This is a genomic window from Candidatus Pelagibacter sp. HIMB1782 (assembly GCF_052047475.1).
Lineage (GTDB): Bacteria > Pseudomonadota > Alphaproteobacteria > Pelagibacterales > Pelagibacteraceae > Pelagibacter.
On the sequence record NZ_JBNAKE010000001.1, the window covers coordinates 570,866 to 597,704 of the forward strand.

Annotated in this window: 26 protein-coding genes; 3 read left to right on the forward strand and 23 right to left on the reverse strand. The window is 32.1% G+C overall.

The genetic code is table 11. The features are described 5' to 3' along the window. Positions 1-11: 11 nt before the first annotated feature. The 3 genes from trmD to ffh are packed head-to-tail and all read right to left on the reverse strand — an operon-like array spanning position 12 to position 2,610. Complete coding sequence (gene trmD, locus ACTTAO_RS02960; protein WP_440619077.1) at positions 12-698, reverse strand: tRNA (guanosine(37)-N1)-methyltransferase TrmD; 687 nt, start codon at positions 696-698, stop codon at positions 12-14. 14 nt (positions 699-712) lie between these two features. Beyond that, positions 713-1,234: a 30S ribosomal protein S16 gene (gene rpsP, locus ACTTAO_RS02965; RefSeq protein WP_440690836.1), complete on the reverse strand. Its 522-nt coding sequence runs from the start codon at positions 1,232-1,234 to the stop codon at positions 713-715. Positions 1,235-1,251: 17 nt separating this feature from the next. Next, positions 1,252-2,610 (reverse strand): signal recognition particle protein, encoded by a 1,359-nt coding sequence (gene ffh / locus ACTTAO_RS02970; protein WP_262589911.1) that lies wholly within the window; start codon positions 2,608-2,610, stop codon positions 1,252-1,254. Positions 2,611-2,776: 166 nt separating this feature from the next. On the opposite strand from ffh, the gene dapF reads away from it, so the two are divergent. Both dapF and ftsY read left to right on the forward strand, forming a co-directional pair. Continuing rightward, positions 2,777-3,601 (forward strand): diaminopimelate epimerase, encoded by an 825-nt coding sequence (gene dapF / locus ACTTAO_RS02975; RefSeq protein ID WP_440690837.1) that lies wholly within the window; start codon positions 2,777-2,779, stop codon positions 3,599-3,601. Continuing rightward, entirely contained in the window at positions 3,601-4,518 is a 918-nt protein-coding gene (gene ftsY / locus ACTTAO_RS02980) for a signal recognition particle-docking protein FtsY (protein WP_440690838.1), read from the forward strand. Before dapF ends, ftsY begins: the two co-directional genes overlap by 1 nt. Here the strand turns inward: ftsY and ACTTAO_RS02985 are convergent. From ACTTAO_RS02985 to ACTTAO_RS03050, 14 genes are all read right to left on the reverse strand, one after another. Beyond that, positions 4,511-5,074 carry a hypothetical protein gene (locus ACTTAO_RS02985; RefSeq protein WP_440690839.1) on the reverse strand — a complete coding sequence of 188 codons (564 nt, stop codon included), beginning with the start codon at positions 5,072-5,074 and terminating at the stop codon, positions 4,511-4,513. The two genes, ftsY and ACTTAO_RS02985, sit on opposite strands and share 8 nt — an antisense overlap. 49 nt (positions 5,075-5,123) lie before the next feature. Next, positions 5,124-5,840 carry an alpha/beta hydrolase gene (locus tag ACTTAO_RS02990; protein WP_440690840.1) on the reverse strand — a complete coding sequence of 239 codons (717 nt, stop codon included), beginning with the start codon at positions 5,838-5,840 and terminating at the stop codon, positions 5,124-5,126. An 85-nt stretch (positions 5,841-5,925) separates the two neighbouring features. After that, positions 5,926-6,831 carry a DMT family transporter gene (locus ACTTAO_RS02995; protein ID WP_440690841.1) on the reverse strand — a complete coding sequence of 302 codons (906 nt, stop codon included), beginning with the start codon at positions 6,829-6,831 and terminating at the stop codon, positions 5,926-5,928. A gap of 17 nt (positions 6,832-6,848) precedes the next feature. After that, positions 6,849-7,025 (reverse strand): hypothetical protein, encoded by a 177-nt coding sequence (locus ACTTAO_RS03000; protein ID WP_179850415.1) that lies wholly within the window; start codon positions 7,023-7,025, stop codon positions 6,849-6,851. Next, on the reverse strand, positions 7,026-8,354 hold the full coding sequence (locus ACTTAO_RS03005) for an amidase (RefSeq protein ID WP_440690842.1): 1,329 nt from the start codon (positions 8,352-8,354) through the stop codon (positions 7,026-7,028). 6 nt (positions 8,355-8,360) lie between these two features. Then, positions 8,361-9,722 carry a TRAP transporter large permease gene (locus tag ACTTAO_RS03010; protein WP_075505833.1) on the reverse strand — a complete coding sequence of 454 codons (1,362 nt, stop codon included), beginning with the start codon at positions 9,720-9,722 and terminating at the stop codon, positions 8,361-8,363. Continuing rightward, a complete protein-coding gene (locus tag ACTTAO_RS03015) occupies positions 9,712-10,296 on the reverse strand; it encodes a TRAP transporter small permease subunit (RefSeq protein WP_440635401.1) in 585 nt (194 codons plus the stop codon). Before ACTTAO_RS03015 ends, ACTTAO_RS03010 begins: the two co-directional genes overlap by 11 nt. A gap of 76 nt (positions 10,297-10,372) precedes the next feature. Further along, positions 10,373-11,533: a TRAP transporter substrate-binding protein gene (locus ACTTAO_RS03020; RefSeq protein ID WP_075505835.1), complete on the reverse strand. Its 1,161-nt coding sequence runs from the start codon at positions 11,531-11,533 to the stop codon at positions 10,373-10,375. 125 nt (positions 11,534-11,658) lie between these two features. Beyond that, entirely contained in the window at positions 11,659-12,732 is a 1,074-nt protein-coding gene (locus tag ACTTAO_RS03025) for an ABC transporter ATP-binding protein (protein WP_440690843.1), read from the reverse strand. Continuing rightward, positions 12,725-13,804 (reverse strand): ABC transporter ATP-binding protein, encoded by a 1,080-nt coding sequence (locus ACTTAO_RS03030; RefSeq protein WP_440690844.1) that lies wholly within the window; start codon positions 13,802-13,804, stop codon positions 12,725-12,727. The genes ACTTAO_RS03025 and ACTTAO_RS03030 overlap by 8 nt, the downstream gene beginning before the upstream one ends. Next, entirely contained in the window at positions 13,804-14,652 is an 849-nt protein-coding gene (locus ACTTAO_RS03035) for a carbohydrate ABC transporter permease (RefSeq protein WP_440633108.1), read from the reverse strand. The genes ACTTAO_RS03030 and ACTTAO_RS03035 overlap by 1 nt, the downstream gene beginning before the upstream one ends. A 3-nt stretch (positions 14,653-14,655) precedes the next feature. After that, positions 14,656-15,519 (reverse strand): carbohydrate ABC transporter permease, encoded by an 864-nt coding sequence (locus ACTTAO_RS03040; RefSeq protein ID WP_075505839.1) that lies wholly within the window; start codon positions 15,517-15,519, stop codon positions 14,656-14,658. A gap of 72 nt (positions 15,520-15,591) precedes the next feature. After that, on the reverse strand, positions 15,592-17,130 hold the full coding sequence (locus ACTTAO_RS03045) for an extracellular solute-binding protein (RefSeq protein ID WP_440635396.1): 1,539 nt from the start codon (positions 17,128-17,130) through the stop codon (positions 15,592-15,594). Between the two features lie 19 nt (positions 17,131-17,149). Next, positions 17,150-18,211 (reverse strand): NAD(P)-dependent alcohol dehydrogenase, encoded by a 1,062-nt coding sequence (locus ACTTAO_RS03050; RefSeq protein WP_262589926.1) that lies wholly within the window; start codon positions 18,209-18,211, stop codon positions 17,150-17,152. Between the two features lie 200 nt (positions 18,212-18,411). On the opposite strand from ACTTAO_RS03050, the gene ACTTAO_RS03055 reads away from it, so the two are divergent. Further along, the gene (locus ACTTAO_RS03055; protein ID WP_440690845.1) at positions 18,412-19,443 is read left to right on the forward strand and encodes a GAF domain-containing protein; all 1,032 of its coding nucleotides are present in this window, start codon (positions 18,412-18,414) and stop codon (positions 19,441-19,443) included. Here the strand turns inward: ACTTAO_RS03055 and ACTTAO_RS03060 are convergent. The 6 genes from ACTTAO_RS03060 to ACTTAO_RS03085 are packed head-to-tail and all read right to left on the reverse strand — an operon-like array spanning position 19,440 to position 26,799. Next, on the reverse strand, positions 19,440-20,645 hold the full coding sequence (locus ACTTAO_RS03060) for an MFS transporter (RefSeq protein ID WP_440690846.1): 1,206 nt from the start codon (positions 20,643-20,645) through the stop codon (positions 19,440-19,442). The two genes, ACTTAO_RS03055 and ACTTAO_RS03060, sit on opposite strands and share 4 nt — an antisense overlap. Positions 20,646-20,651: 6 nt before the next feature. After that, a complete protein-coding gene (locus tag ACTTAO_RS03065; protein ID WP_075505843.1) occupies positions 20,652-21,605 on the reverse strand; it encodes a 2-hydroxyacid dehydrogenase in 954 nt (317 codons plus the stop codon). 7 nt (positions 21,606-21,612) lie between these two features. Beyond that, the gene (gene glcF / locus ACTTAO_RS03070) at positions 21,613-22,902 is read right to left on the reverse strand and encodes a glycolate oxidase subunit GlcF (RefSeq protein ID WP_440650843.1); all 1,290 of its coding nucleotides are present in this window, start codon (positions 22,900-22,902) and stop codon (positions 21,613-21,615) included. After that, positions 22,902-24,182, reverse strand: coding sequence for an FAD-binding protein (locus ACTTAO_RS03075; protein ID WP_440650842.1), 1,281 nt, complete (start codon positions 24,180-24,182; stop codon positions 22,902-22,904). The genes glcF and ACTTAO_RS03075 overlap by 1 nt, the downstream gene beginning before the upstream one ends. After that, on the reverse strand, positions 24,136-25,632 hold the full coding sequence (locus ACTTAO_RS03080; RefSeq protein WP_440635392.1) for an FAD-linked oxidase C-terminal domain-containing protein: 1,497 nt from the start codon (positions 25,630-25,632) through the stop codon (positions 24,136-24,138). The genes ACTTAO_RS03075 and ACTTAO_RS03080 overlap by 47 nt, the downstream gene beginning before the upstream one ends. Before the next feature lie 3 nt (positions 25,633-25,635). Next, entirely contained in the window at positions 25,636-26,799 is a 1,164-nt protein-coding gene (locus ACTTAO_RS03085; RefSeq protein WP_440690847.1) for a pyridoxal phosphate-dependent aminotransferase, read from the reverse strand. Positions 26,800-26,839: the final 40 nt, after the last annotated feature.

Consider the following 26,839-nt stretch of genomic DNA (forward strand, 5'->3'; position numbering starts at 1 on the left):
TATTTATCAAATTAATTCTTCTTATATTTTTCCCATAAATCTGGTCTTCGGACGCGTGTTATAGCCTCAGATTGAGATAAACGCCAGTGTTTAATTTTACTGTGATCTCCTGACAAAAGTACTTCTGGAACCGCTTTTTCCTCCCAAATTTGAGGTTTTGTGAACTGAGGATACTCTAATAATCCATTTTCAAAACTTTCGTTTACCGTAGAATTCTCATTTCCCAGAACACCGGGTAAAAGTCTCAAAATACTATCAATCACCACAAATGCTGCTGACTCTCCTCCTGATAAAATAAAATCTCCAATACTAACTTCTTCTATATTTCTCGTGCTTAACACTCTTTCATCAACTCCTTCGAAGTGTCCACAAATTATCGAAACCGATTTTTCCTTTGATAGTTCTTTGGCATAATTTTGATCAAATTTTTTTCCTCTTGGAGATAAATATAATATTTTTTCTCCCTCATTTTTATTTTGATCTAATGATTTTGCTAATACATCAGCCTTCATCAACATACCTGAACCACCTCCATAAGGAGTATCATCTACAGTTTTGTGTTTATCATCAGCAGCATCTCTAATGTTTACTACTTTTAAATTCCAAATATTTTTAGACATTGCTTTTCCATATAGACCTTTAGATAAAGGACCAGGAAAAATATCTGGATAAAGTGTAAACACTTGAGCTTGCCACATATACTGTCCTTAGTTTATTTTTTTTCCTCAGCTGGAGCTTCTTCCTTTGGAGCCTCTGCTGCTGGAGCTGCTTCTGCTTTAGGAGCTTCTTCCTTTGGAGCCTCTGCTGCTGGAGCTGCTTCTGCTTTAGGAGCTTCTTCCTTTGGAGCCTCTGCTGCTGGAGCTGCTTCTGCTGCTGGAGCTGCTTCTGCTGCTGGAGCTTTAGGAGCTTCTGCAGCATCTTCCTCTTTTTTATTTCTTTCTTTTTTAGGAACAGCTTTATTTGGATTATTTCCAGCTGCTGGCATAGGGATTAAATCATTTTCACCTAAAATTCTTGCAACTCTTGTTGTTGGTTTAGCGCCTTGACCTAGCCAATATTTAATTCTTTCAGCTTCAAGACCTACTCTTTCTTTTTTATCTTTAGGAAGTAGTGGGTTAAAAAAACCAACTTTTTCTATAAATCTTCCATCTCTTGGGAAACGACTGTCAGCTACAACAACTTTGTAAACTGGTCTCTTTTTAGAGCCTCCCCTTGATAATCTAAGTTTTAACATTTGTTCTCCTTATTTTATTATTTTAGTTTATTAAATAGCTCTGGTGGTATCCCTTGATCAGACATACCTTTCAGATTTCCTTTTGACATCTTTTTCATCATTTCAGACATCATTTTAAATTGCTTAAGCAATTTATTGATAGTGGCTGGATCTGTGCCAGAGCCATTAGCAATTCTTTTTTTTCTTGAACCATCAATTACTTTTGGATTCTCTCTCTCTTTTTTTGTCATTGATAAAATGATAGCTTCGTTTTTTGTTATAATACTTTCGTCAATCCCCGCTGAATCCATTTGAGATTTAATTTTAGATACTCCTGGCATAAAAGACATGATCCCCTCAATGCCTCCCATTTTTTTCATTTGTCTTAATTGAGAAAGGTAATCTTCCATAGAGAATTGACCCTTTTTTAAATTTTCCTCAGCTTTTTTAATGTTCTCTTCACCTAAATCTTGAGCAGCTTTTTCTACAAGAGAAACAATGTCTCCCATTCCTAAAATTCTATTTGCTATTCTATCTGGATGAAATACCTCAAAATTTTCTATTTTTTCACCTATACCCAAAAATTTTATTGGAACATTTGATACATATTTCATACTCACGGCAGCTCCACCTCTGGCATCACCGTCAGCTCTAGTTAATATTATTCCAGACAAGTTAACTGTGTTTTTGAACTCTTTTGCAACTGAAGCAGCAACTTGACCTGTAAGAGAGTCCGCTACAAGAAAAGTTTCTGCTGGATTAATAATGCTCTCAATTTGCTTGATCTCGCTCATCATTTGTAAATCAATTTGAGTTCTCCCAGCTGTATCAAACAAAATTATATCTGCTCCATTTAGATTTGCTGCACTCATGGCTCTTTGGCAAATATCAGTTGGTTGTTGACCTTCAATAATTGGAAGTGTCAAAATATTATTCTGTTCACCTAAAGATCTAAGCTGTTCTTGTGCTGCTGGCCTATAAATATCCAAACTGACCATCATCACTTTTTTCTTTTTGTTATCTTCTAAATATTTAGCTAATTTTGCAGTAGAAGTTGTCTTACCCGAACCCTGCAAACCAACCATCATCATAGGAACTGGTGGTACAGCATTTAAATTTATGTCTGCATTGCTAGAACCTAGTAAGTTTACTAGCTCATCGTAGACAATTTTTACAACCATATCTCCAGGAGAAGTTGATCTTATGATTTCTTGTCCTAAAGCTTTAGGTTTTACGTTTTCAACAAATTCTTTTGCAACATCTAAAGAAACATCTGCCTCAAGCAATGCTTGCCTAATACTTCTCAGGCCCTCATCTACCTGAGCTTCATTCAGAGAGGGTGCTTTTTTTAAAGAAGAAAATATTTCTTCAAATTTATTTGTTAAATTTTCAAACATATATTTTTTTGTTACGCATAGCAGTAACGCACTAGTGGGCGAACTCTCGCTGACTAGTGTCGATCTCTTTGTTTCCAAAGACACCGCAAAGTTAATGTTTTTGCGGAAACGGCAACAACCTATAATAGAGGTTCAAAAAGTCAATAAATAAGTTAAATATCTAATTATGAATATTAAAGCATTTAAAATGGACGGTTTAGGCAATGATTTTGTAATTATTGATAATAGAGAAAAAGTTACAAATCTTACCAAAGACCAAATAATTAAAATTTGTGACAGAAACTTTATAGGATGCGACCAACTTATATTAATTAATAAAGACCAAGATTACGATGCTTCAATAGAATTTTTTAACTCTGATGGCGGGGTTTCTGGTGCATGTGGAAATGGTACAAGGTGTGTGGCTGAGCTATTAGGAAAAGAAAAAAATAAAGACACAATTATATTAACAACTTTATCTGGCCATTTAAAATCTCATATTTTAGGAAAAAAATTAGTATCTACTGAAATTGGTTTGGGCAGAACTAAATGGAATGAAATTCCATTATCTCAAGAATTAGAAACTAAAAACTTAAATATTAAAATTGTTGATTCAAATAATAATGAATTTTTTGGAGGAACGGCCGTCAATGTGGGAAATCCTCATATAATTTTTTTTGTGGAAGACAACGAACAATTCAAAATAGAAAAAATTGGCCCAGAAATAGAAAACCACAAACTGTTTCCAGAAAAATGTAATGTCACAATAGCCACAATAGTAGACAAAGAGTTAATAAAGGTAAAAGTTTGGGAAAGAGGAGCTGGTTTGACAAAAGCATGTGGAACTGCAGCTTGTGCTACTGCCTTTGCTGCTAAGCAGGCAGGACTTGCTAGCGATAAAGTTAACATCGAATTTTCTACTGGAAGATTGACGATATCTATAGATGAAAACAATAGTATCCACATGAAAGGTCCTGTTTCTGATATAAAAGAAATTGATATAGAAATTTAATGGGAATTTTCGAAAAATTTAAATCAGGATTTAAAAAAAGTGCTTCAGCTTTTACATCGGGCCTAAGAGATATAGTTGTCAAAAAAGAAATTGATGACAAAACTTTAGACAGAATTGAAGATTATTTAATTCAATCGGATGTTGGGGTAGCTTCTGCCTCAGAAATTAGAGAAATAATCTCAAAAACAAAAATAGATCCAAACAAAGATTTAACTGCTGAGATAAATAATATTCTTAAAGACTACATTATCTCAGTTATGAAACCTTTAGAAAATAATGAATTTTTTAAAAATAAAGAAAAACTTAATGCCATTTTAGTTTCTGGAGTTAACGGCGTTGGTAAAACAACAACTATTGGGAAAATTAGTAAAATATTAAAAGAAAATGGTAATAAAGTTATGTTGGCAGCATCAGATACATTTAGAGCTGCTGCTATAGAGCAATTAGAAAATTGGGCAAAAAAAATTAATGTTGAAATTACAAAATCTTCACAAGGATCTGATCCTGCATCTGTAGCCTTTAAGGCAATAGAAACTTCTATATCAAACAATTTTAATCAAGTTTTAATTGATACTGCTGGAAGACTGCAAAATAAAAAAAACCTAATGGAGGAATATAAAAAAATAGCAAACGTTACAAAAAAAATAGATGAAAGTGCACCTCATGATGTGATTTTAGTTTTAGATGCAACTTCAGGTCAAAACGTTTTAAATCAAGTTGAAGAATTTAATAAAATTATCCCAATTACAGGCTTAGTGATGACAAAATTAGATGGAACAGCTAAGGGAGGAATACTTCTGGCTGTAGCCAAAAAGTATAAAATACCAATTATTGCACTTGGTTTAGGTGAAAAGGAAGATGATCTGCAAATTTTTGAAGCTGAAAAATTTGCTGATGCGTTTACACAAATTACTTAATTAAATTACTAGATATTAAAGGTTTATAGAAACTACATCTGTAATTATCCTTAAATTTGTAGTGTCCACAGTCCTTTGCAATAGAGGAAATAATGAAATCAAACTTTCCATTAGTTGGATATAAATCTAATTTCTTTTCAACAATATCGTATTTGAAATTTACTTTTAAACTTTTAACAGCACTAATCATTACCAATGTTTTGTTATCCTTTAATAGATAATAAGCAAAATCATCTGGAAAAACTGGAAAATTATATTCCTTTAAAAAATTTTTTGCTTTTCTTGGAAACCATTCATGAGAAATCAATGGTGATGATACTTCTGTTTTATAATCATATATATAAAGATCTTTAGGGTAATCATTGATGTAATTACTTACTTCCCCTTTTGCTAATATAGCCTTTTCTCTTGGTTTAAAATACAAAGCAAAATTTTCATCATGCGAGTTCATTTGATCAAGAAAAAATAAATTTTCAATTGAAGACAAATTTTCTTTAGAAAAGGAGGTTCCTGAAATAAGAAGAGTCAAAAAAATATAAATGAATAATTTCTTCATGATTAGAAATTAATTAGAATTTTTGGAATAAAATTGTTTTGATTGTGGCTTAATTTAAACTTTTTATAAATGAACCTAGTTGGAAAACCATATTATTATCAAATTCCATCATATGATCGTCATGTTTGGTAAAATAAGAGGACTTTGGATCATTTGCTAAATCAAACATCTTCTTTCCCATTGAAAAAGGAACAATTTGATCTTTTTCACCATGCATAACTAAAACTGGAATATTAATATTTTTTATTTTTTCATCATTTTTATATTTATCTTTCAATATTAGAGAGACAGGAATGTATGGATAAAAATTCTTAGCTGCAGCAATCATGGAAGTGAAAGGTGTTTCTAAAATTAAACCAGCATATTTTTTATTTTGAGAAACCTCAGTTGCAATTCCTGTGCCAAGAGACTCTCCATAAATGATTAAATCACTGTCACTCAAACCTTTATTTTTAAGCCAGTTAATTGCACTTTTTCCATCCTCATATAAAGCATTTTCAGATGGTTTTCCTAAATTTCCACTAAATCCACGCCAAGCGATTATTAAAAAATTTACATCCATATTTTTAAAATGATTTAATTTATGAATTCTATTTTCTAGGCTTCCTGCATTTCCATGAAAATAAACAACAGTCTTAAATTTTTTCAAATCTTTTTCATGAAACCATCCTAAAAGGCTAATGTTATCTGCTGTTTGAATTTGAACTTTTTCTATTTCTACTTCTATTTTATCTCCTGAATAATTATTTTCCTGGGGATGATACATTAGGTTTCTTTGAAATATAAAAAGATAAGCTAGTAAAATAAAATATATAACTAAGATCCAAAATATAATTTGCAAAATTAATTTCCTAGGTTTTGGTATCATAATTTTTCTTTGCTAAGTAAACTCCAACAAAAACAAGTGCAGTACCAATATAATGAAATGTTTCTAAATTTTCATCAAACAATATAAATCCGTAAATTGCTGCATAGATAGTAAATACATACAAAGTAAAACCAGTAAGTGAAGCTCCTAAGCTTTCTTGAGCTTTCGTATATAAAGTAAATGCTATAATTCCTGGTGAAACGGCTGCAAATATAGTCCACAATAAAAAATCAGAATTAAATATAGTTTGTTCAAAATAAATTTCTTCTGCCAAATAAAATGGAAATAAACTTACTGCACCAAAAAAAGATATCATAGAAAATCTAGTAAAAATCGATAATTGAGATTTCCAGTAAAATAAATAAATCGAATATAAAGCCCAGCCAATAGCAGCAGCCAACATCCATAAATCTCCAATGGTGAAATTTAAATTTAGAAGTAAATTTAAATCTCCTTTAATAATAATTGCTAAAACTCCAACTAAACACGAAATCAAACCAATAATTTTTAATAAATTAATTTTCTCTTTAAAAAATATTGCAGAAATCATAATTATAAAAATAGGAGATGAGGTATAAATAATTCCCATATTTGTAACAGTTGTCGTTTTACCTGCTAAAAAAGGAAACGCCCCACAAACTCCACATCCCATTGCTCCTAGAAAAAATAATTTTGAGTATTCATTTTTAATAACTTTGAAATTTTTTTTTAATGATGAATATGTGAAAGGTAAAAGAAGTAAAAATACAAACGTCCACCTCCAAAAAGCTAACGAAATTGGGGGCACAAACTCAACACCACCTCTAGCAACAATTAAATTAGATGCCATAAATATTGGTTGAATAAATAAAAGAGATAAAGCTAATAAATTTTTATTTTGATTAGACAATTGTATATTAAGAAAAATTATTTTTTATCGAAAAACGCTTCGTAAACCATCATAAAGATTGCTCCACCCATCAAAATATAAACAGGAAGAACATCAAAAAATCCAATCATCGATGATCTAGTCAACGTTGTTGCAAGTCCTACTAAAAAAGCAATTGCAAGAAGAGAACCTAAAAATGTTGTAAATTTTTGCATTTAATTATTACATTCCTTTTCTAACCAATTAGCAACACCTAAAAATCTTTGATCATCATATTTTGCACCAATTAATTGTACACCCAAAGGTAAATTGTTTTCACCTTGAAGTATAGGTAATGATATACAAGGTGTACCTAAATAAGACCAAACTTTATTAAATTCTGCCGTTCCTGTACTTTTTAAACCTTTCAGTGCTACTCCAGGACTAGATGGGGATAAAACTCCATGATAATCCTCAAAAACTTCCTTATAAGAATCATAACTTCTTTTCATAAAATCTATAGCTTCTGCATATTCTTTTGCAGAATGTTTATTACCTTTTGAAATTGCATCTTGCATATACTTAGATAATTTTTTCTTATACTTTTTATAATAGAGTGAAAAATTATTAGCTAAATCTGTCTCATGAATTATTTGATGGTATTTATGAATATCTTTAAAGTACGAGGGTGTATCAAAAATTTCGATATTATTTTTGAATGATTTTATAAAGTATTCAAATGCTTCTCTTGATTTTTTTCCAAGAAGCTTCCAATGATCAGTTTTGTAAAAAATAAATTTAGGATCAAACAAAGGTCCTTTTTTTGTTTCTGCTAGCATTTCATCACTAGAGTAATGAACTGTTGCTGTATCATAATTATCTTTTTTGATTAAAATTTTAGCAAGAAGAGCAACATCTTCTACCGATCTTCCAAAAACACCAATGTGATCTAATTTTTCAGATGTTTTAAGAACTCCATTTCTACTTATTAATCCATAACTGGGCTTATAGCCAACAACTCCACAATAAGATGCAGGTCTTATAACCGAACCTCCTGTTTGAGAACCAATTGCAAGCGGAGCCATAAAAGAAGCTACTGCTGCAGCAGATCCGCTAGATGACCCACCTGGAGTTCTAGAATAATCATGAGGATTTGTAGTTTTTGGAGGGCCTAAAAAAGCTAATTCAGATGTTGCTGTTTTTCCCATCACAATCGCACCAGCTGAAATTAATAAATCAACTATTTCAGCATTCTGAGAATATGATTTGCCTTTTCTTATTGATGTTCCACATTCTGTAGGCATATCAAGAGTTCCAACAATATCTTTTACTGCAACAGGAATTCCATGAAGTGGACCAAGAGGTTTTCCTAAATTTCTATGTTCATCCGCCTCTGCTGCTTTTTCTAATAAAAGTTTTTTGTCAAAGTGCGCCCATGCTTTTACGTCTTTTTCAAATTTGTTTATTCTGTCGATATAAATTTTGCACAACTCTACTGAAGTAATTTGAGAATCTTTAATTTTTCCAGCAAGTTCTTCAACTTTTAACGAAAAAACATCTGTCATTTTTTTTTATTGTGCAAATAAAGTTTCTGGCAACCAAAGTGCTATTCCTGGGAACATATACATTAAAAACATTGCAAAAATTACAATTGCTAAGAAAGGCATTATTCCTCTAAATATATCCAAAAGTTCTACATTAGATTTTTGAACTCCTTTTAAATAATAGGCTGACATCGCCATTGGTGGAGTTAAGAAAGAAGTTTGTAAATTTAAAGCAATTAACATTGCAAAGAAATATGGATTAACACCAAATACCTCTAACAATGGCAAGAATATTGGAACAAAAATAATCAAAATTTCAGTCCATTCTAAAGGCCATCCTAAAAGGAAAATGATTATTTGAGTAATGATTAAAAACTGCCAAGTAGTAATATTTATAGAAGTAAAGAAGTGCTCAAATACTTCGTGTCCACCTAAATAAGAAAATACTGATGAGAAAGTCCAGGAACCAATAAACAACCACATGATCATTGCAGTTGTCTTAGCGGTTAAAAATACAGACTCTTTAAAGTTTTGCCATTTAAGTGTTTTATAAAACCATGATAAAAGGATTGCTCCAAAAGCTCCTGCTGCAGCTGCTTCTGCTGGAGTTGCAATACCTGCTAAAATAGTTCCCAAAACAAGCATAATTAAACCAAACAGCGGAACGAAAGAAACTAAAACTTCTTTTAGAATTTCACCAGTTGGTGGGATATCTTCTTTTGGAGGTCTAGGAGCTATCGATGGATTTAACCATGCTCTAAATACTGCATAGGCAATATAAAGACCTGCTAAAAGTAAACCTGGGAATATTGCTGCTGCAAAAAGTCTTAAGGGTGATAGTTGGGCTATTACGGAATAAACAATAAGCATAATGCTTGGTGGAATTAAAATTCCTAAACATCCACCAGCACAAATTATTCCTGACGCAAATTTTTTATCATATCCTGCTTTAACCATTGCAGGCCAAGCTAACAGTCCCATCAAAGTTACAACGGCACCAATAATTCCTGTTGCAGTCGAAAATAAAGTACACGTAATTAATGCAGCTACCGCCATTGAAGCTGGGAGCTTGTGTGCAGCCAATCTAATTGCAAAAAATAATTTAGCTACAATTCCTGCTCTTTCAACAAGATAGCCCATGAATAAAAATAAAGGTACAGCAGTAAGAACATTGTTGTCCATCACCGTGTAAGTGTTTTGAACAAACAATTGGAATATACGATTATCAAAAATGTGCTCCATCATTGTTGCATCGTAATATGCAAAATATCCAAACCCAATTCCCATAGCCATTAAAGTAAAGGCAATCGGAAAACCTAAGAGAACTGCAAACAAAAACATACCCATCATCAAAATTGCAATTTCTGGATTTGTTAAACTAAATAACATTTTTATCGTCCTCTTCTTGAGCTGTTCTCATTAAAACTTGTTCTGTTTCTTCAGCCACAACCATTCTTGCTGGCCACTGTCCTGTTTGAATACAAATAATTGATCTGAATACCTCGCTAATCCCTTGAATGATTAATAAAACACCAGCAGCTGGTATCATTGTTTTAACCATATAAATCTGAATTTGAGCTGGACTACTCCAACTAGTCTCTTTTATTTTCCAAGCAAGTGCTGCGTACTCGTACCCATAAAAAGCTAATGCAATTACTCCAGGAAAAAAGAAAATAAAATATAATACTAAATCAATCCAAGCCTGGGTTCTTTGACTAAACAATCTATATATAACATCTCCTCTCACGTGAGATTCCGTAGCTAAACAATAAGCTCCTGACATCATTAAAATTGCACCATACATTTGCATACTAAAATCAAAATTCCATAGCGTTGGAGAATTAAAAACGTAAGCCATCACTACTTCATAAACAGTTCCTCCCATTAAAACTACGATGCACCAAGAAAAAGCTTTTCCCATCGATGTGCTGAGAGTATCTGCAAATTGAATAAATGACTTCATATTAAAGAAATATATTAAAATACGTGTAAAAAAAAGGGGGTTTTTCAACCCCCTTTTAAATTTATTTTAAAGTTAATTAGATTTTAACTTTTTCGATTGGACCAAACTCATTTTCATAAGCTAATTTGTAGTTCGGTTGATTCATCAACAGATACTTCATAGTTCTCTTAGCGTATGCTTTTTGTGAGTCTACTACTTTCTTGAAGAAAGCGTCTTTAGCAGCAAACTCTCCTACAACTTTATCCCAGCCTTTTAATTGCTCAGCTAAAATTGCATCAGATGTTTGGTAAACGTTTACCTTATGCTCGTTCATCAACTTAGCAAGGTCAGTTGAATATCTAACCAATGCTTTGAAGTAGTTATCTGAGTTTGCAGCGTAAGCAGCATTTCTCAAGATAGCTTGATGAGCCGGTGAAAGGCTATCGTATCTTTTCTTGTTAATCGGCACTTCAAACATTTCCTGAGATTGGTGGAAACTTCCTAAGTGATAATGTTTAGATACGTCTTGCATTCCAAACTGTGAGTCTGATGTTGGGTTGTTAAACTCAGCAGCATCAATCAAACCAGTTTTCATGGCTGGTTGGATTTCACCACCTGGTAACTGTCTTACAACCATTCCCATAGCAGTTAAAACGTTAGTCGCTAGACCAACAGTTCTGTACTTCATACCTTTAACATCAGATACTTTAGTTACGTTCTTTTTGAACCAACCAAAAGGCTGTGCAGGCATTGGCATATGGAAGAAACCGTAGTAATTAAATCCTACGCTTTTTACAGCTTCATCGTATAAAGCTCTTCCTCCACCATACTCCATCCATCCCATAACTTCTTGAGATGACATTCCGTATGAAGGACCTGTTCCGAAAAGAGACGCAGCAGGGTTTTTTCCGTACCAGTATGCTGTCACCCAGTGACCCATATCTACTACTCCAGAACTAACCGCTTGTCCAATTTCAGAAGTTTTTACAACTGCTCCAACTGGTTGAACGTCAATTTTTAATTTACCATCTGACATATCGCTAACCATTTTCGCATAGTCTGACGCCATTTCGAAAAAGATGTTAGCACCTGATGGCCAAGCAGCTTGCATTTTTAAAGTAACGTGACCGTCACCTAAAGCAATGTTTGGCATAGCTACTGCTGCTGCTGTTGCTGCACCAGTTGCTGCCGCTGCTTTGAAGAACTTTCTTCTTGAAGGAGTTTTAGAACTCTTCAAAGATTTCTTATTCTTAATCATTTATTCTCCTCTAGTTAATTAACTTGGCGAGCACTAAAACATATTTTCATATTAGAGTCTTTCTAAAAAGTGACCTAGAATGGGTTAGATATAATTTTTTTACAATTATAGGTAGAATTTAAAACTTAAATTAATTTATTATTTTCGTAAATACAGCACTTTTCAGCTGGTATGTGAAGTTTAATTTTTTCACCTGGAATTTCAGTTTCTCTATTAACCTTAGACTTAATTTCAAAATTATCCATTCTTGCAGTAATCAATTTGTAATTTCCAAAATCTTCAACTTTTTGAACATTTACATCAACAAGATTTTCACTTTGATTTTTTGCAATTTTAATAAACTCAGATCTAATTCCTAATTTTATATTTTTACTTTTTAAATTAGACAAGTTTGTATTCGTCTTAATTACTGTATTATTTATTTTAACAGTATTTTCTGAAGTTGCTTCACTATCAAATAAATTCATAGCAGGTGAACCAATAAAGTAACCAACAAAAGTTGTATTAGGTCTTTCAAATAATTCTTTGGGTGAACCTGTTTGTACAACTTCTCCTTCGCTCATCACAATTATATTATCTGCAAATGTCATGGCTTCGTTTTGATCATGTGTTACATAAACTAAAGTTGTTTTGTATTGTTCGTTTATTTCTTTTAAGTTTCTTCTCAATCTAAATTTTAAATCAGGATCAATAACAGTCAAAGGCTCATCCATTAAAACTGCAGCAACATCTTCTCGTACCAAACCTCTTCCTAAAGATATTAATTGTTTTTGATCTGCTGTTAATTTTCGCGCAGGAGAGTTTAAAAAAGATTTTAAATTTAAAGTTTCTGCAACAGAGTTGACTCTTTCATCTATTTTGGCTTTTGAAAAATCTCTGCACTTTAATGGAAAAGCAAGATTTTCAAAAACTGTCATGGTGTTATAAATTACTGGAAACTGAAAAACTTGAGCAATATTTCTTTCTTCTGTTTTTAAATCTGTAACATCCTTATCATCAAATAATATTTTTCCAGCTGATGGTCTTACTAATCCAGAAACAATATTTAACATTGTTGTTTTTCCACATCCAGAAGGACCTAAGATTGCGTATCTATTTCCATTCTCCCAAGTCATCGAAAATGGATTTAATGCATAAACTGGATTTGGATCATTTGGATTGTAAGAATGTGAGATATTACTTAAATCAATTTTAGCCATTGTTTCCTCCAAATGGTGAGGATGCTAATTTACCATCAGCAGCAAAGGCGTAAGCTCTATCTATTTTAAAATCTATTTTAATCTTGTCATGAATTTTAAAATTCAAAACCTCTTCTATAGAAATAATAATTTTTATAGTTCCTCTTTTTAAATGGAGTAAAGTTTCAGAACCACTAATTTCAGCAAGCTCAACTTCAAATTCATGACCATTTTCATTAAGTTCAATGTCTGAAGATCTTAAACCAATCTTTAACCCGCTATCTGTTAACTTTGATAAATGATTGGGCGCTTTAATTTCAATACCTTCAAATCTTATTTGCTCATTAGATATTTCTGCTTCAATAATATTCATAGGTGGGTCGTTAGAAATTTCAGCAACTTTTAAAGAACTAGGGTTCTCAAATATTTCTTTTGCTGGACCTACTTGTAGCACTTTGCCTTCATCTAGAACAATTACTTCTCCATTTAATTCCATGGTTTCTCTTGGGTCTGTAGTAGAATAAATTAAGATAGTTTCATCTGCTAAACCTTTTGAAAACAAACTCTTAAATTCCTCTCTAAGCTGTTCTCTCAATTTGTAATCTAAATTAACTAAAGGTTCATCTAGCAATAATATTTTAGCATTTTTAACTAATGATCTTGCCAGAGAGACACGTTGTTGCTGACCACCAGACAACTCCTGTATTTTTCTGTTTTCATAGCCAACTAACCCAACTGATTTTAAAGACTCCATTACTTTACTTTTGATTTCTTCATTATCGATTTTTCTTTGTCTCAAAGGAAAAGCAATATTTTCAAATACATTTAAATGAGGATAATTAATAAATTGTTGATACACCATAGCTACATTTCTTTGCCAAACTGGAACCTTTAAAAAATCCTTACCATCAAATTCGATAGCACCACTATCTGGAGTTAAAAGTCCAGCTATAGTTTTTAATAAAGTTGTTTTACCTGATAAAGTTCTTCCAAGAATTGTGTATAAATTCCCCTCTTTAAAATTAAAAGACACTTCGTTTAGGTGATACTCTTCACTTGGTTTAAATGTTAAGTTGTTAGCAATTAAATTCATTATTTAATTGCTCCTGATAGATTTCCTTTAGATAGATATCTCTCAACTATGAAGGCTACTATAATTAATGGTGCAACTGAAACCAGAGCAGATGCTGATAAGCTCCACCATGGAGTAACAGATGAGTTCAAAGCAACAATTTTTACCGGTAATAACTGTACTTCTGTGAAAGTTAAAATGAATGCAAAGAAAAAGTCTATCCATCCAAAAATAATACAAAACATACCAGCAACAATTAATCCTGGTATTGAGTTTGGTAGCACCACTTTTAAGAAAGCTTGATAAGGATTACATCCATCAATCAAAGCTGTTTCATCAATCTCTCTTGGAACTTTATTAAAGAAATCAACCATAATCCAAACTGCAATAGGCATCAGTAAAACAATATAAACTACAATCAATCCTATGAGGCTATCTAATAAATTAATTGAACTTAAAAACAAAAAAAATGGAATTGATAAAACAATTGGTGGCATAATTCTTTGAGAAATAAAGAAAAATGTAATGTCATTGTTTTTTACAAAGCCTGCTTTAAAGGTGTATCTGGATAAAGCATAAGCTGACAATGTGCCAAGAATTATACTAATTAAACTTGCAGTACAGGTTACAAATAAACTATTGAAATAAGGTTCTACTATATCAACTCCACCTTTAGCTGGAGACTTTATCAAAACTTTCCAACCCTCTAAATTAGGTTCAAAGTCTACCCATGGTATATACGTAACTCCACCATTTACAGATTGAAAATCTTTAAACGATGTAGTTAAGGCCCAAAGAAAAGGAGCAACAACAAAGACTGCCCAAAAGACAATAAAAAAATATTTTAAAAATGTATAAAGCTTGCTCATAATTTATTCTTTTAAAAGTAATTTAGTTAAAACCTTTGCAATAATTGTTAAACTTATGATCATAATAATTAAGTAAGTAAAAGACATCGAAGCTGCGTATCCCATTTGAAACTCTCTTAATCCTTTAATAAAAATATAAAAACTTGACGTTTCTGTAGAGGTACCTGGCCCTCCTGATGTTAGGACATAAACGGTATCCATAATTTTTGATGCCTCAATTAATCTAATAATTATTGCACCAATTGATATAGGCGCCATTAGTGGGAAAGTTACATAAATAAATTTTCTTACTGGACTAGCTCCATCAATCGCAGCAGCCAAAAATGGTTCTTTAGGTAATGACAATAAACCCGCTAATAAAAGTAGAAACATAAACGGTGTCCACTGCCAAACCTCAACTATAATTACTGTAAATTTAGCTAAAGCTGGGTCTGTTAACCATTTGGGAGATAAACCAAAATTAGATAAAATATCATTAACAGGTCCTAAAGACTCATGAAAAAAAGTTCTCCAAATAACAGTCATAATTACTGGAGTTGTCATCATTGGAACTAAAAATAAAACTCTAAAAAATCTTTTAAATTTGATGTCTTTCCAAACCATATGTGCAAGAGCAAATCCAATCACATACTGGAGAATTACTGTTGTAACAGACAAAAAACTTAATCTAAAAAAAGACTCCCAAAATCTTGGGTCATCTGTAAATAGACGGATATAGTTTTCTATACCTATAAAATCTAAACCTGGATTATAACTATTCCATCCAGATAAACTTAATCGAACTACAAAAATAATTGGAAAAATTAAAATTCCAATCAGTACAAATAGACCTGGAAACAGAAAGAAATATTTATGCTTAAAGTTCATTTATAAAGTTGGATTATATTATTTTTTTTATATGTGGCCATTTTAATAAATGGCCACATAAATTAAGTATTATTATAGTTGGTTGTCTTCCATTTTAACACCAACAGCGTAGGCATCTCTTACTGCTTTTTTACCTACTCTGCTTACAATTGCTTCCCACTCTTTAGCAACTTCGTCTAATGCTTCTTGAGGAGACAATTGTCCTGCTAAAGCTTTAGAAGTTCCTGTAGCGACAGCACTTGTAAACTCAAATACACCTGGAACTCTTAAAGGGAAAACTCTATTTTGACTTTTCTCCATGTCTAAAAGTGTTTGAGTGTAACTGTTAGCGATCTCTGGATCCCAACCCATACTATTAATGTAAATATTAGGGTCGAAGTCAGAGTTTTTGAAAGGGTTAACACCAAATCTACCAATTGCTAAGTCAGCTTGGTGGTTTGCTCCATTTGAGAAGAAGCAAAGATAATCAAACGCCATATCTTTTACTTTACTTTTCTTAGCAACACCAACTGCCCAACCCCAAACAATGTAAGGAGCTTGGTTGTATTGGTTTTCCCAACTATTTGAAACTCTGTTCCAAACTTTGTTGGCACCTGGAAGAGGAGCTGCACCTACTTTGTTTTTAATAGGGCTGTCATCTTGCATCGCTGCAATAAATGCATCATCCCATGAAAAACTAAATAAAGTTTGTCCACCACCAAATGATCCAATTTCGTCACCTAGACCAAAGTTAGTTCCCCCTGGAGGAACATATTTAGTAGCTTCAACCCAATCAGTTAAAGCTTCAACGAAACCTGGATTATTAATGTTTGGTTTCATAGTTTCTAAATCAAAAAAGAAACCACCTGGAGTTCTTGGATTTTTAGCATATGCAACTGATCTGCTGAAAAAAGCTGCGAACATTAAGTCGTCTTTTTTCATAACTTCAGCTGAACCATATTCTAACTCACCATCTCCATCCCAGTCCCAACCATTAAAGAATTTTGCCATCTCAGCATATTCTTTCCAAGTTGTTGGAACTTTTAGATCTTTTCCTGTTTCTGCTTTATATTTTTTTTGCATTTCAGGATTATCAATGACGTCTTTTCTATATTTTAGATAGTGTCTGTCACCATCAACTGGATACTGGTACATAGTTCCATCCCAAGATGATACACCCATATGAGATTTAGTTACGTCTTTCATCTCTGTTGAGTTCATATACTTCTTAGGAACTGGTGCTAAATATCTTTTCCAGTCATTGATAAAGTTAGAAAATCCAAACACAATATCGTAAGGTGCTTGTCCAGCTTGAAAAGGAACCATTGCTTTAGAATACAAATCACCTGCTGGTGTATGAGTAACTTCAACTTTAGCTCCAGTTAATTTTTCAAACTGTTCAGCATGAAGAGCTGTTGGCTCTCCCATTACTGGAATTGCGTGAGTATTTATTTTAAGAGTTTTTCCTTTGTAATTTTTCTTAGACATTTCCTCATAAGAACAATCACCTGGAATATCTCCTGTTGCTTTGATATGTGGGAATTGATCACTCCACTTATCAGCATATGCCATAGGGCTAAATATCATCATACTTGATATTACAGCCGTTAAGCAGGTTTTTATTATTTTCATTATCACCTCTCTTTTTTTTTTACGGAACTAAAACAGCTCGTCCCTTAACCTTACCATCGTTAAGATCATGAAGCGCTTTATTAGCATCGTCTAAACTATACTCCTGCATAGAGAGCTTAACTTTACCTCTGTCAGCTAACTCCATTAATTCATATAATTCAGACCACGTTCCCACTAAATTACCTACAATTGTTTTCTCAGAAATAATTAAATCTACTGCAAGTGATTTAATTTCTTCTCCATATCCAACTATGTAGTAAAAACCACCATTAGAAGTCATTTGAATTCCCATGGCAGTAGATCCTTTTTCACCTACGAAATCAATTACAGCTTCAGAACCTTTTCCTTTTGTTAGTTCTTGAACTTTTTCAATTTCGTTTCCATCAATTAAAACTCCGTGGTCACCACCAAGTTCCATTGCATGTTTCAATGCTGCTTCAGATTTTTCAACAATAATAATATCTGCTGCACACATAGCTTTTAAACATTGAATAGCGATGTGACCTAAACCTCCTGCACCAATAATTGTACAACTCTGACCAGGTAGCAAATGTCTTGTTGCTTTTTTTACCACTCTATAAGCTGTAAGACCTGCATCTGAAAAAGGTGCAACATCTTTAGGCGCTAATACTTTTGGAAGTTTAATTAGATTTCTAACGCTAGTTTTTAATAGTTCAGCGTAGCCACCTTCTTTAATACTTAATCCAGGAAATGCGCCTGCTTCAGCATGCATATCATTACCTCTTCTGCAATCTAAACAAGTTCCTCCTGTTCCAGAAATAAGTGGGTGTAATATTACAGGATCACCCTTTTTAAATTCAGTAACGTCTGAACCTACATCTTCTACCCAACCAGCATTTTCATGTCCCATTACGCATGGTAATAATTTTCCATCTGGATCTTGGATGTGTTTCCATACTCCTTCAATAATATGTAAATCAGTTCTGCAAACTCCTGCAGCACCAATTTTAACTATAACGTCTGACGCCTTTTCAATTTTAGGATCTGGCATCTCCTCACCTGTGACCCAGACCTTTTCTTTCATTTCAGGGTCGTATTTATGCAAAACCTGTGCTTTCATTATTATCTCTCCTTTAATATTTCAGTAACACTATTAAAGTTCTGATGTAGAATGGAGTCAACGGCATCTTTATATGTACAGAAAGTTAACAATTACAACCTGTGGTTGGTTGTTGTATCTAAAAAAACAAATAAACTTTTAAAATGTCAAACTTAAGTCACTCAAACCGCGAACTTAGAAATATCCTACATAAAAGGAATATGAGCTCTTATGAGATGGGAAAAGATATTAACGAAAGTTGGTTAAGATGTATCAGTGAAGGCCTTGATCCATTTAATGATCCTAAACAAAGTGTAATTTCATCAATCGAACTAAAAGAAATAAAAGAGCGAAATGAATCTATCAGAAGAATAATTATTCCTGAACTAGAACTTCTTTATTCCCAAATAGCGGGAACAAATTTTATGGTAGCTTACTCAGATGAGAAAGGATTAGTCTTAGATACAATTTATGACAAATCTTGTTTACAAACTGACGTTGGTAAAACAGTAATACCAGGATCAATTTGGGCAGAAAAAATTTGTGGAACAAATGGTCTTGGATTATCTGTTGAACTAAAAAAACCAACTATCGTTTCAGGTAAAGAACACTTTTTTACTGCTCATGAAAATATATCGTGCTTTGCAAGTCCAATTATAAATTATGATGGTAAAATTATTGGTATTATAGATGCTTCAACAGACTCGATGTCCAGAGAACAACATACACTAGCTTTAGTAAGACTTGCTACTAGAAGTATTGAAACCAAATTATTTATTAAAAAGTTTGAAAACGAATTAATTATTTCTTTTCACCCAAGACAAGAATATCTAACTACAACTAGTGTTGGGATGCTGGCAATAAATGGGGATGGATTAATTGTGGGTGCAAATAACAATGCAAAAATTATGCTTAACGGACTAGTTGATTTGAAAAATGAAAATTTTAATAAAATTTTTACAACTTCATTTTCATCAATTGCGTCAGATATCTTAAATAATAAAACTCTAAAGATAACAGATCATTTAGGTTCATCTGTTTTTGTGGTCAAAAGTCAAAATTTTAAAGAAAGTAAATTTATAGAAACTGGCAAACAAAACAAAACTAACGCTTGTAAAAATTGCGAGGATACAAAAATTAAAAGAGAAAAGTGTATTCTAATTAGATCTACTTTTAGTGAAACTAATAATATTTCTGCAGCATCAAGAAAATTAGGTGTATCTAGAACTACAATTTATAAGCATCTAAATTAATTATTTTTTACTAAAAAATATAAATAAGAAGTTAAAGACGTAACTAGTACAAAAGACATTGCTAATTGAAATGAAGTTATTTCAGAATAATTTAAACTTAATCCTAAATCTATAATAAGGCCGATTATCCATTGCAGAAAAAAAGCACCTATAAATATTAACAAATTATAAGAAGTTAGAGCTTTGCCTGCATTAGATACAGAGAAAGCCATCCCAACTGCTGGCTGAATTAAGGACAAAAATACAGCTGAAACTATGAATAATGCCCAATGAATTGAATCTGTATTTGGACCTAGATAAATAATTACACCCAATACCAATAAACTTAATGGTGAACCATATTTCAATAATCTGATTGCATCATTAACGTTCTTTGAAAATTTCGGAACAAAATAGCCCCATATCAAAAATGATAGCAACATAAAAAAATAAATTAAAAATAACCCTTTTGCACTTTCTTCTGGTGTATACCCAGATACTTTTATCATCCAAGGACCAGCCCATAGTGTTTGGATAGCAAATAATCCTCCAGTGCTAAAAAAGCCCATTGGAATAACACTTCTGAAGAATTGATTTTGCCAAACAATACTCAATTTTGCATCATCGTTTTTCTGACTACCTTTTGAAGTCCACTGAGGAATAAAAATAATTATCAAAATTATACAAACCAAAGTTATGAAAGCTAAAAGCAAAAATATATTTCTCCAACCAATTATAGGTAAAAAAAATTGAACTGGTAAACTTGATGACAACATACCAATTGCACCGACCATTAACATCCATGAGTTTGCACGTTGTTGGGTTTCATCTTGATACCAAATCCGATAAGCTGTCAAAGGCCCCATTAAACAAGCTCCAACACCAACTCCTATAATAATTCTAGATACTAAAAGAGTTAAAAAATTCTGAGCGAGAGCAAATATTAATAAACCAACAATGGTTAATGATAAAAAGTATGAAACAATTTTTCTTGGACCTCTCATGTCTAGCATATAGCCTAAAGGGATTTGTACACTTGCAAATCCTAGAAAATATCCACCTCCCAATAATCCAAGCTCTCCCGCAGAAAGATTAAATTCATTTACTAATTCAGGTGAAATTGTTGCAGTTATTGCTCTTAAGAGAGTAGAAATAAAATATCCTAAAGCAAAAACTAAAAAAATTATAATAGCTTTTGATTTAGCTAGAACAGGTTTATTCATTAAAATTTAGTTAACTTTATTAACGCAATTACCAGTTCTAAAAAATTCTTCTATATTGTCTATTGCTAAATTTCCCATTGCAATTCTAGTATCTTTTGTAGCGCTTCCTAAATGAGGCAAAACAAAAACACTCGGGATTTTTAAATAACCAGGATTTAAGTTTGGTTCATTTTTATAAACATCTAATCCTGCAGCATAAATTTTTCTTCTATTCAATGCATCAATCAAAGCTTCATCATCAACTATATCACCTCGAGCAACATTTGTTATCACAGCACCTTTAGGGAAATACTCAACTGTCTCTTTATTTATTAGGTTTTCTGTTTCCTTTGTAGCTGGGCAACAGATAGATAAAACATCTGAAACTGAAAAAAGACTTTTTATACTGTCATGATAAATTGCGCCCTGCTCTTTATCTTCACTTAATTTTGAACGATTATGATAATGAATAACCATGCCTAAAGATTTAGCAATATTTGCAATTTTTTGACCGATACGACCCATACCTAAAATTCCTAGTCTTGTTCCTGTTAACTGTTTTCCAATTAAATAATCTGCGGACCATTTCCATCCACCCTCACGCGCAGATTCAATTCCTTCTGACGCTCTTCGACAAGCTCCTAATATAAGCAATATTCCTATCTCAGCTGTAGCATCTGACAAAACTTCTGGGGTATTAGTTACGGCAATACCTCTTTTTTTAGCAGCATCTAAATCAATATTTCCAAAACCAACTGCAAAATTTGAAATTATTTTAATACTATCTGGAAGTTTATTTATTGTATCAGCATCTAATTTTTCAGTTAAAGATGATAAAATTCCATCACATCCTTCACTCATTTCAATAATTTTTGATTGTGAATAAAGTTCATCATTTGAATTAAATTTAGCTTCAAATAATTTTGATGCTTTATCTTCACTCTCTCGGATCAGTCTTCTTGTAATTAAAATTTTTTTCATAAAACCCCTATTTTAAAATTTCAGGTTTGGGACCGCCTGTGTACCAATCCAAAACTTCAATTGTATGTAAAATTGGGACTTTAGTACCATGAGAAATTTGGGTAATACAACCAATATTTCCTGTTGAAATAAAGTCAGGATTTAAACTTTCTATGTTATTTACCTTATTTTTTAATAGTTGTTTTGCAATTTTTGATTGTAAAATATTATAAGTTCCTGCTGATCCACAACAAATGTGTCCTTGAGGAATTTCCATTATTTCATTATCAGTTTTTTCAAGTAATGAAATTGGTTGTGAATGAACTTTTTGACCGTGCTGCATTGAACATGCAGAGTGATAAGCAACTTTATATTTCTTTCCTTTAGATTTTATATTTAACTTTAAACTTTCAAAAATGTATTCAGAAATATCTCTTGTAAGATCTGATATGACTTTGGCTTTTTTACTTAACTCTTTGTCATCTCTAAAAATAAAACCATAATCCTTCATGGTAGTACCACAACCAGATGTATTAGATAAAATTGCATCTAAATTTCCCTTTTGATGCTCATCATACCAAGTATTTATATTATTTTTAAAATCTTGGTGAGCATCCTCTTCTTTTCCTAGATGGTGATTTAAAGATCCACAGCAACGAATTTTTTTTGGAACTACGACTTCAACCCCATGTCTATTTAACAATCTGATTGTTGCTTCATTTATTTGAGGTGAAATTTCTTTTTGTACACATCCAGTTAATAATGCAACTCTTGCTATTCTTTTCTTGTCTGAAACTTTATAAATCTCTTTAATAGGTAAAGTTTTTTTTGGAAAAGTTGTTGGCATTAATTCAATCATGTCTTTAATCTTTGTAGGCATCAAGAATTTGAATGGCATTGCCAATTTAACAAAAAAACTTGAAAGTCTAAATACTTTAACATTTGGTAAAGTGATTGATAAAAAATATCTAATTAATTTATCAAAAAAAGATCTTTCATAATTTTTTTCAATATATTTTTTTCCATGATCTATGATGTGCATGTAATTCACACCAGCAGGACAAGTAGTCATGCAGCTATAACATGAAAGACAACGATCGATATGCTTAACAACTTTTTCAGTTGGTTTTCTGTTATTTTCCAACATGTCTTTAATAAGATAAATTCTACCTCTTGGACCATCTAATTCATCACCTAATAGCTGATGTGTAGGACAAGTAGCATTACACATTCCACAATGAACACACTTTTTAAATACTTTTTCTGTAGCAAAATTATCAGAGTCTTTAAGTTGCTGTTCAGTAAATTTTGTCTGCATTAAATTCCTCTATACATTTTTCCAGGGTTTAAAATTCTTTTTGGATCAAAACTTTTCTTAATTTTTTCTGAAATCATTAAACGTATATCATCAACTGTAAAAATTGATTCTCCATAATCATAATCTGCTGAGGTTTTTATTACAGTTAAATAACCCCCAGCTTCCAAAGCTATTTTTTTTAGCTCTTTTATTTTTTCTTCTTTTTGTTCATCAACTTCTATCCAAAACAATGATCCACACCAATCCACAAAATATTTATATTTATTATCTAAAAATTTTAATAAATTTGATCCTTTTGCTGGAGGAATAACCATTCTGATTAAATTATTTTTTGTGTTCTCAAAAATTTCTAAATTATTAATTTTTTTCCAAAATGGTTCTGATTGATAAACATCTAAAGTAGAAGTTTCAAATTTACCAAGTTCAAGCTCTTTACTTAAATTTTTAATTTTTTCCTTAATTGAAATTTTATCTCCTTCTACTCTAAAAGCTAGAAAAGAAGTATTTGATTTTAAATCATTAAATTTAAATACAGAATTTTTTTTCTTTAAGAAATCATCATCCTTTGATTTGTTAGGAACATACACTGCTCCTGATATTTCACTGCTTGAACTTGATAACTTAATAAATAAATCAAAAATCTCTTCAGATTTATCAATATAAATTGCTATTGTATTTGATGAATCTTTTTTTGGTAAAACCTTTAAAGTGATTTCTGTTAAAGCTACTAATGTGCCAAAAGATCCAGCTATAAGTTTTGACAAATCATAACCTGTAACATTTTTAACTACTGTTCCACCTGATTTGATAAGATCCCCTTTGCCGTTTACTCCTTTAAAACCCAAAACATGATCTCTAACACTTCCAACTTTAAACCTTCTTGAGCCTGCATAATTACAAGATAAATAACCTGCAACAGTTCCTTTGTTAGATACACCATTTTTTATATAACCAAAATCAATAGGCTCGAAGGCTAATTCCTGATTATTTTCATCAAGTATTTTTTCAACTTCTTCAATTGGTGTGCAAGCCTTTACTTTAATATACAATTCTTCAGGTCTGTAATCTATTATGCCTGTTAACTTCGAAAGTGACATTGTATTTGCTGATTGAGCTTTATTTCCTATGAAGCTTTTAGAGTTATTTCCTATTATTTCTGTAGGAGAATCTTTTTTGTAAAGTTCTCTAATTAATTCTGAAACTTCACTTTCATTTTTTGGATAATAGATATTATTAGAATCTTGGAAGATCTGGGAATTTATCTTTGCTTTTATGGACATGAACCCTTCCTTCCTCCGCGCACTTTCTAAGAATAGGATATACTTTTCCAGGATTTAACAAGTTTTTTTCGTCTAATGATTTTTTAATATCTAACTGTTGTTGGATATCATTATCATTAAACATCTCACACATAAGTTCTCTTTTTTCAATACCAACTCCATGCTCTCCTGTGATTACTCCTCCAAGTCTTACGCAAGTTTTTAATATTTCTGATCCAAACTCTTCAGTTTTTCTTAACTGCTCTTTATCATTTCCATCAAACATAATTAATGGATGTAAATTTCCATCACCTGCATGAAAGCAATTTGCCACTGGTAAATTATATTTTTCTGAAAGTTTTTTTATTTCAAGTAAAGCTTCTGCGAGTTTACCTCTAGGTATTGAGCCATCCATACAGTAATAATCTGGGGCCATCGCACCACATGCTGGAAAAGCAGCTTTTCTTCCAGCCCAAAAAGATAGTCTTTCTTTTTCATTTTTGCTTAATTTTAAACTTGAACAATTATTTTTTTTACAAATTATCTCAACTTTTTTAATCAACTCATTTACTTCTGACTCTGTTCCATCAAGTTCAACAATTAATAATAATTCGGCATCTCTTGGATAACCAGCTTTGCTAAAATTATCTGTTGCTTCAATAAGAGCTTTGTCCATAATTTCCATTCCAGCTGGAACTATTCCGCTTGAAATTATTTCAGACGCTGCATCTCCTCCTTCTTTAATAGATGGAAAACCAATTAAAGCTGCTTTAACAACTTCTGGTTTTTTCAGAATCTTAACAGTTACTTCAGTAACAACGCCTAATAATCCTTCTGAACCGCAAATTAATCCCATAAGGTCATACCCTTCTTGATCAAAAGATTTTCCTCCAATTTTACAAATGGTTCCATCCATCATTACCATTTCTACACCTAAAATATTGTTTGTTGTGGTTCCATATTTTAAAGAATGAACACCTCCTGAATTTTCAGCCACATTACCACCTATTGAGCATGCTAATTGACTAGATGGATCTGGAGCATAATAAAAACCCTTATGTTCTACAGCATGAGTAATTCCTAAATTAGTAACACCAGGTTGAGTGATCACACATTTATTCTCATAATCAATTTCTAAAATTTTATTAAATTTTCCTAAACCTAAAAGGATGGCATCTTGCAAAGGTAATGCTCCACCAGATAAACCTGTACCAGCACCTCTTGGAACTACTTTGATATTTTCTTCATTACAATATTTAAGAATTTCACTAACTTCTTTAGTGTTTTCAGGCAAGACCACAGCTAAAGGCGTTTGGGTATAAACTGAAAGAGCATCAGTTTCATAAGGTCTCAATTCATCAGCTTCGCTTAAAACATTTTCTGGGTTAGTTAAACTTGATAGTTTTTTTACTATTTGAGATTTATTAGATACAATAGACCTATCAATTTTTGGCAAAGCTATTTCAGACATAGCTTAACCTAGCATTTTTTTGATATTTTCCAATGCGTTAGAAATGTTATCCTGAGATGCAGCAAAGCTAAATCTTACGTAATCTTTGCATGTTTTTCCAAATGCTGTGCCTGGGACAATAGCAACGCCCGCTTCATGCATAGCTCTTTTACAAAACTCTGAACCATCCATTCCAGTTCCTATAACTTTTGGAAATGCGTAAAATGCTCCCCCTGGCAAACTGCATTCTACTCCTGGTAAACTATTTAATCCTTCATGAATTAGTTTTCTTCTTTGTGTGAATTTTTCCATCATCAAATCAATTGAATCGTCTGGTCCATCAAGTGCTGCTATTCCTGCAAATTGAGCTGCAGCATTAACACAAGATACACTATTGATTAATAGTTTATTTATATGTTCAATTAATTTCTCTGGCCAAAAACTCCAACCAAGTCTCCATCCTGTCATTGAGTAAGCTTTACTCCAACCTTCTAAAACAATTAGTCTGTCTCTTAACTCTGGATAATTAAAGAATGTTGGCATTTCTTTATTGTCAAATATTTGTCTACTGTAAATTTCATCACTTAGGATTGTAACATGCGGATGTTTTTTTAAACCCTCTGCTAATTTATCAATTTCAGACTTCTCAACAAAACTTCCAGTTGGGTTGTTAGGGTTAATTAAAATTAACAATCTAGTCTTTTCAGTGATTAAAGATAAAATTTTATCTGCACTAAATTTTAAATCTTTATCTTCTGTTAAATCGTAAGGTACAGCAGTAGAGCCTGTATAATTAATCATAGACTCATAAATAGGAAAAGCTGGTGTAGGATGAATAATTTCTGCTCCTGGCTCCCCAAAACACTGTATAGCATAATGCATTGTAGGTTTACCACCTGGCATTATGATAATTCTTTCTGGATCTACTTCAGCGTTATATCTTTTCTTGATCCATCTAGTAACCGCTTGTCTGCACTCTAAAATTCCATTTGAAAGAACATAGCCATGGTGACCATCATCTAAAGCTTTCTTTGCAGCTTCAACTACATGTTTAGGTGTTTTAAAATCTGGCTGACCCAACCCAAGATGTATCATTGGGTTTCCTTGCGCTTCTAATTTTTTAGCTTCTGCTAAAACTGAAAAAGCACTTTCTGTTCCAAGTCTATCAAGTGACGCTGCTAGTTTCATAATAAAGTTGGAAAATATACATAAATAAAGTTAATTGTCT

What these genes read in the sequence shown, in the direction of transcription:
- ACTTAO_RS02990 (WP_440690840.1), bottom strand. Translation starts at nt 5,840, where the DNA reads ATGTATCATCCCCAGGAAAATAATTATTCAGGAGATAAAATAGAAGTA.
- ACTTAO_RS03005 (WP_440690842.1), bottom strand. Translation starts at nt 8,354, where the DNA reads ATGACAGATGTTTTTTCGTTAAAAGTTGAAGAACTTGCTGGAAAAATT.
- ACTTAO_RS03020 (WP_075505835.1), bottom strand. Translation starts at nt 11,533, where the DNA reads ATGATTAAGAATAAGAAATCTTTGAAGAGTTCTAAAACTCCTTCAAGA.
- ACTTAO_RS03025 (WP_440690843.1), bottom strand. Translation starts at nt 12,732, where the DNA reads ATGGCTAAAATTGATTTAAGTAATATCTCACATTCTTACAATCCAAAT.
- ACTTAO_RS03000 (WP_179850415.1), bottom strand. Translation starts at nt 7,025, where the DNA reads ATGCAAAAATTTACAACATTTTTAGGTTCTCTTCTTGCAATTGCTTTT.
- dapF (WP_440690837.1), top strand. Translation starts at nt 2,777, where the DNA reads ATGAATATTAAAGCATTTAAAATGGACGGTTTAGGCAATGATTTTGTA.
- ACTTAO_RS03030 (WP_440690844.1), bottom strand. Translation starts at nt 13,804, where the DNA reads ATGAATTTAATTGCTAACAACTTAACATTTAAACCAAGTGAAGAGTAT.
- ACTTAO_RS03080 (WP_440635392.1), bottom strand. Translation starts at nt 25,632, where the DNA reads ATGTCTGAAATAGCTTTGCCAAAAATTGATAGGTCTATTGTATCTAAT.
- glcF (WP_440650843.1), bottom strand. Translation starts at nt 22,902, where the DNA reads ATGCAGACAAAATTTACTGAACAGCAACTTAAAGACTCTGATAATTTT.
- ftsY (WP_440690838.1), top strand. Translation starts at nt 3,601, where the DNA reads ATGGGAATTTTCGAAAAATTTAAATCAGGATTTAAAAAAAGTGCTTCA.
- ACTTAO_RS03040 (WP_075505839.1), bottom strand. Translation starts at nt 15,519, where the DNA reads ATGAACTTTAAGCATAAATATTTCTTTCTGTTTCCAGGTCTATTTGTA.
- ffh (WP_262589911.1), bottom strand. Translation starts at nt 2,610, where the DNA reads ATGTTTGAAAATTTAACAAATAAATTTGAAGAAATATTTTCTTCTTTA.
- ACTTAO_RS03045 (WP_440635396.1), bottom strand. Translation starts at nt 17,130, where the DNA reads ATGAAAATAATAAAAACCTGCTTAACGGCTGTAATATCAAGTATGATG.
- ACTTAO_RS03010 (WP_075505833.1), bottom strand. Translation starts at nt 9,722, where the DNA reads ATGTTATTTAGTTTAACAAATCCAGAAATTGCAATTTTGATGATGGGT.
- trmD (WP_440619077.1), bottom strand. Translation starts at nt 698, where the DNA reads ATGTGGCAAGCTCAAGTGTTTACACTTTATCCAGATATTTTTCCTGGT.
- ACTTAO_RS03015 (WP_440635401.1), bottom strand. Translation starts at nt 10,296, where the DNA reads ATGAAGTCATTTATTCAATTTGCAGATACTCTCAGCACATCGATGGGA.
- ACTTAO_RS03060 (WP_440690846.1), bottom strand. Translation starts at nt 20,645, where the DNA reads ATGAATAAACCTGTTCTAGCTAAATCAAAAGCTATTATAATTTTTTTA.
- ACTTAO_RS02985 (WP_440690839.1), bottom strand. Translation starts at nt 5,074, where the DNA reads ATGAAGAAATTATTCATTTATATTTTTTTGACTCTTCTTATTTCAGGA.
- ACTTAO_RS03065 (WP_075505843.1), bottom strand. Translation starts at nt 21,605, where the DNA reads ATGAAAAAAATTTTAATTACAAGAAGACTGATCCGAGAGAGTGAAGAT.
- ACTTAO_RS03035 (WP_440633108.1), bottom strand. Translation starts at nt 14,652, where the DNA reads ATGAGCAAGCTTTATACATTTTTAAAATATTTTTTTATTGTCTTTTGG.
- ACTTAO_RS03075 (WP_440650842.1), bottom strand. Translation starts at nt 24,182, where the DNA reads ATGTCCATAAAAGCAAAGATAAATTCCCAGATCTTCCAAGATTCTAAT.
- ACTTAO_RS03055 (WP_440690845.1), top strand. Translation starts at nt 18,412, where the DNA reads ATGAGCTCTTATGAGATGGGAAAAGATATTAACGAAAGTTGGTTAAGA.
- ACTTAO_RS03050 (WP_262589926.1), bottom strand. Translation starts at nt 18,211, where the DNA reads ATGAAAGCACAGGTTTTGCATAAATACGACCCTGAAATGAAAGAAAAG.
- ACTTAO_RS03085 (WP_440690847.1), bottom strand. Translation starts at nt 26,799, where the DNA reads ATGAAACTAGCAGCGTCACTTGATAGACTTGGAACAGAAAGTGCTTTT.
- rpsP (WP_440690836.1), bottom strand. Translation starts at nt 1,234, where the DNA reads ATGTTAAAACTTAGATTATCAAGGGGAGGCTCTAAAAAGAGACCAGTT.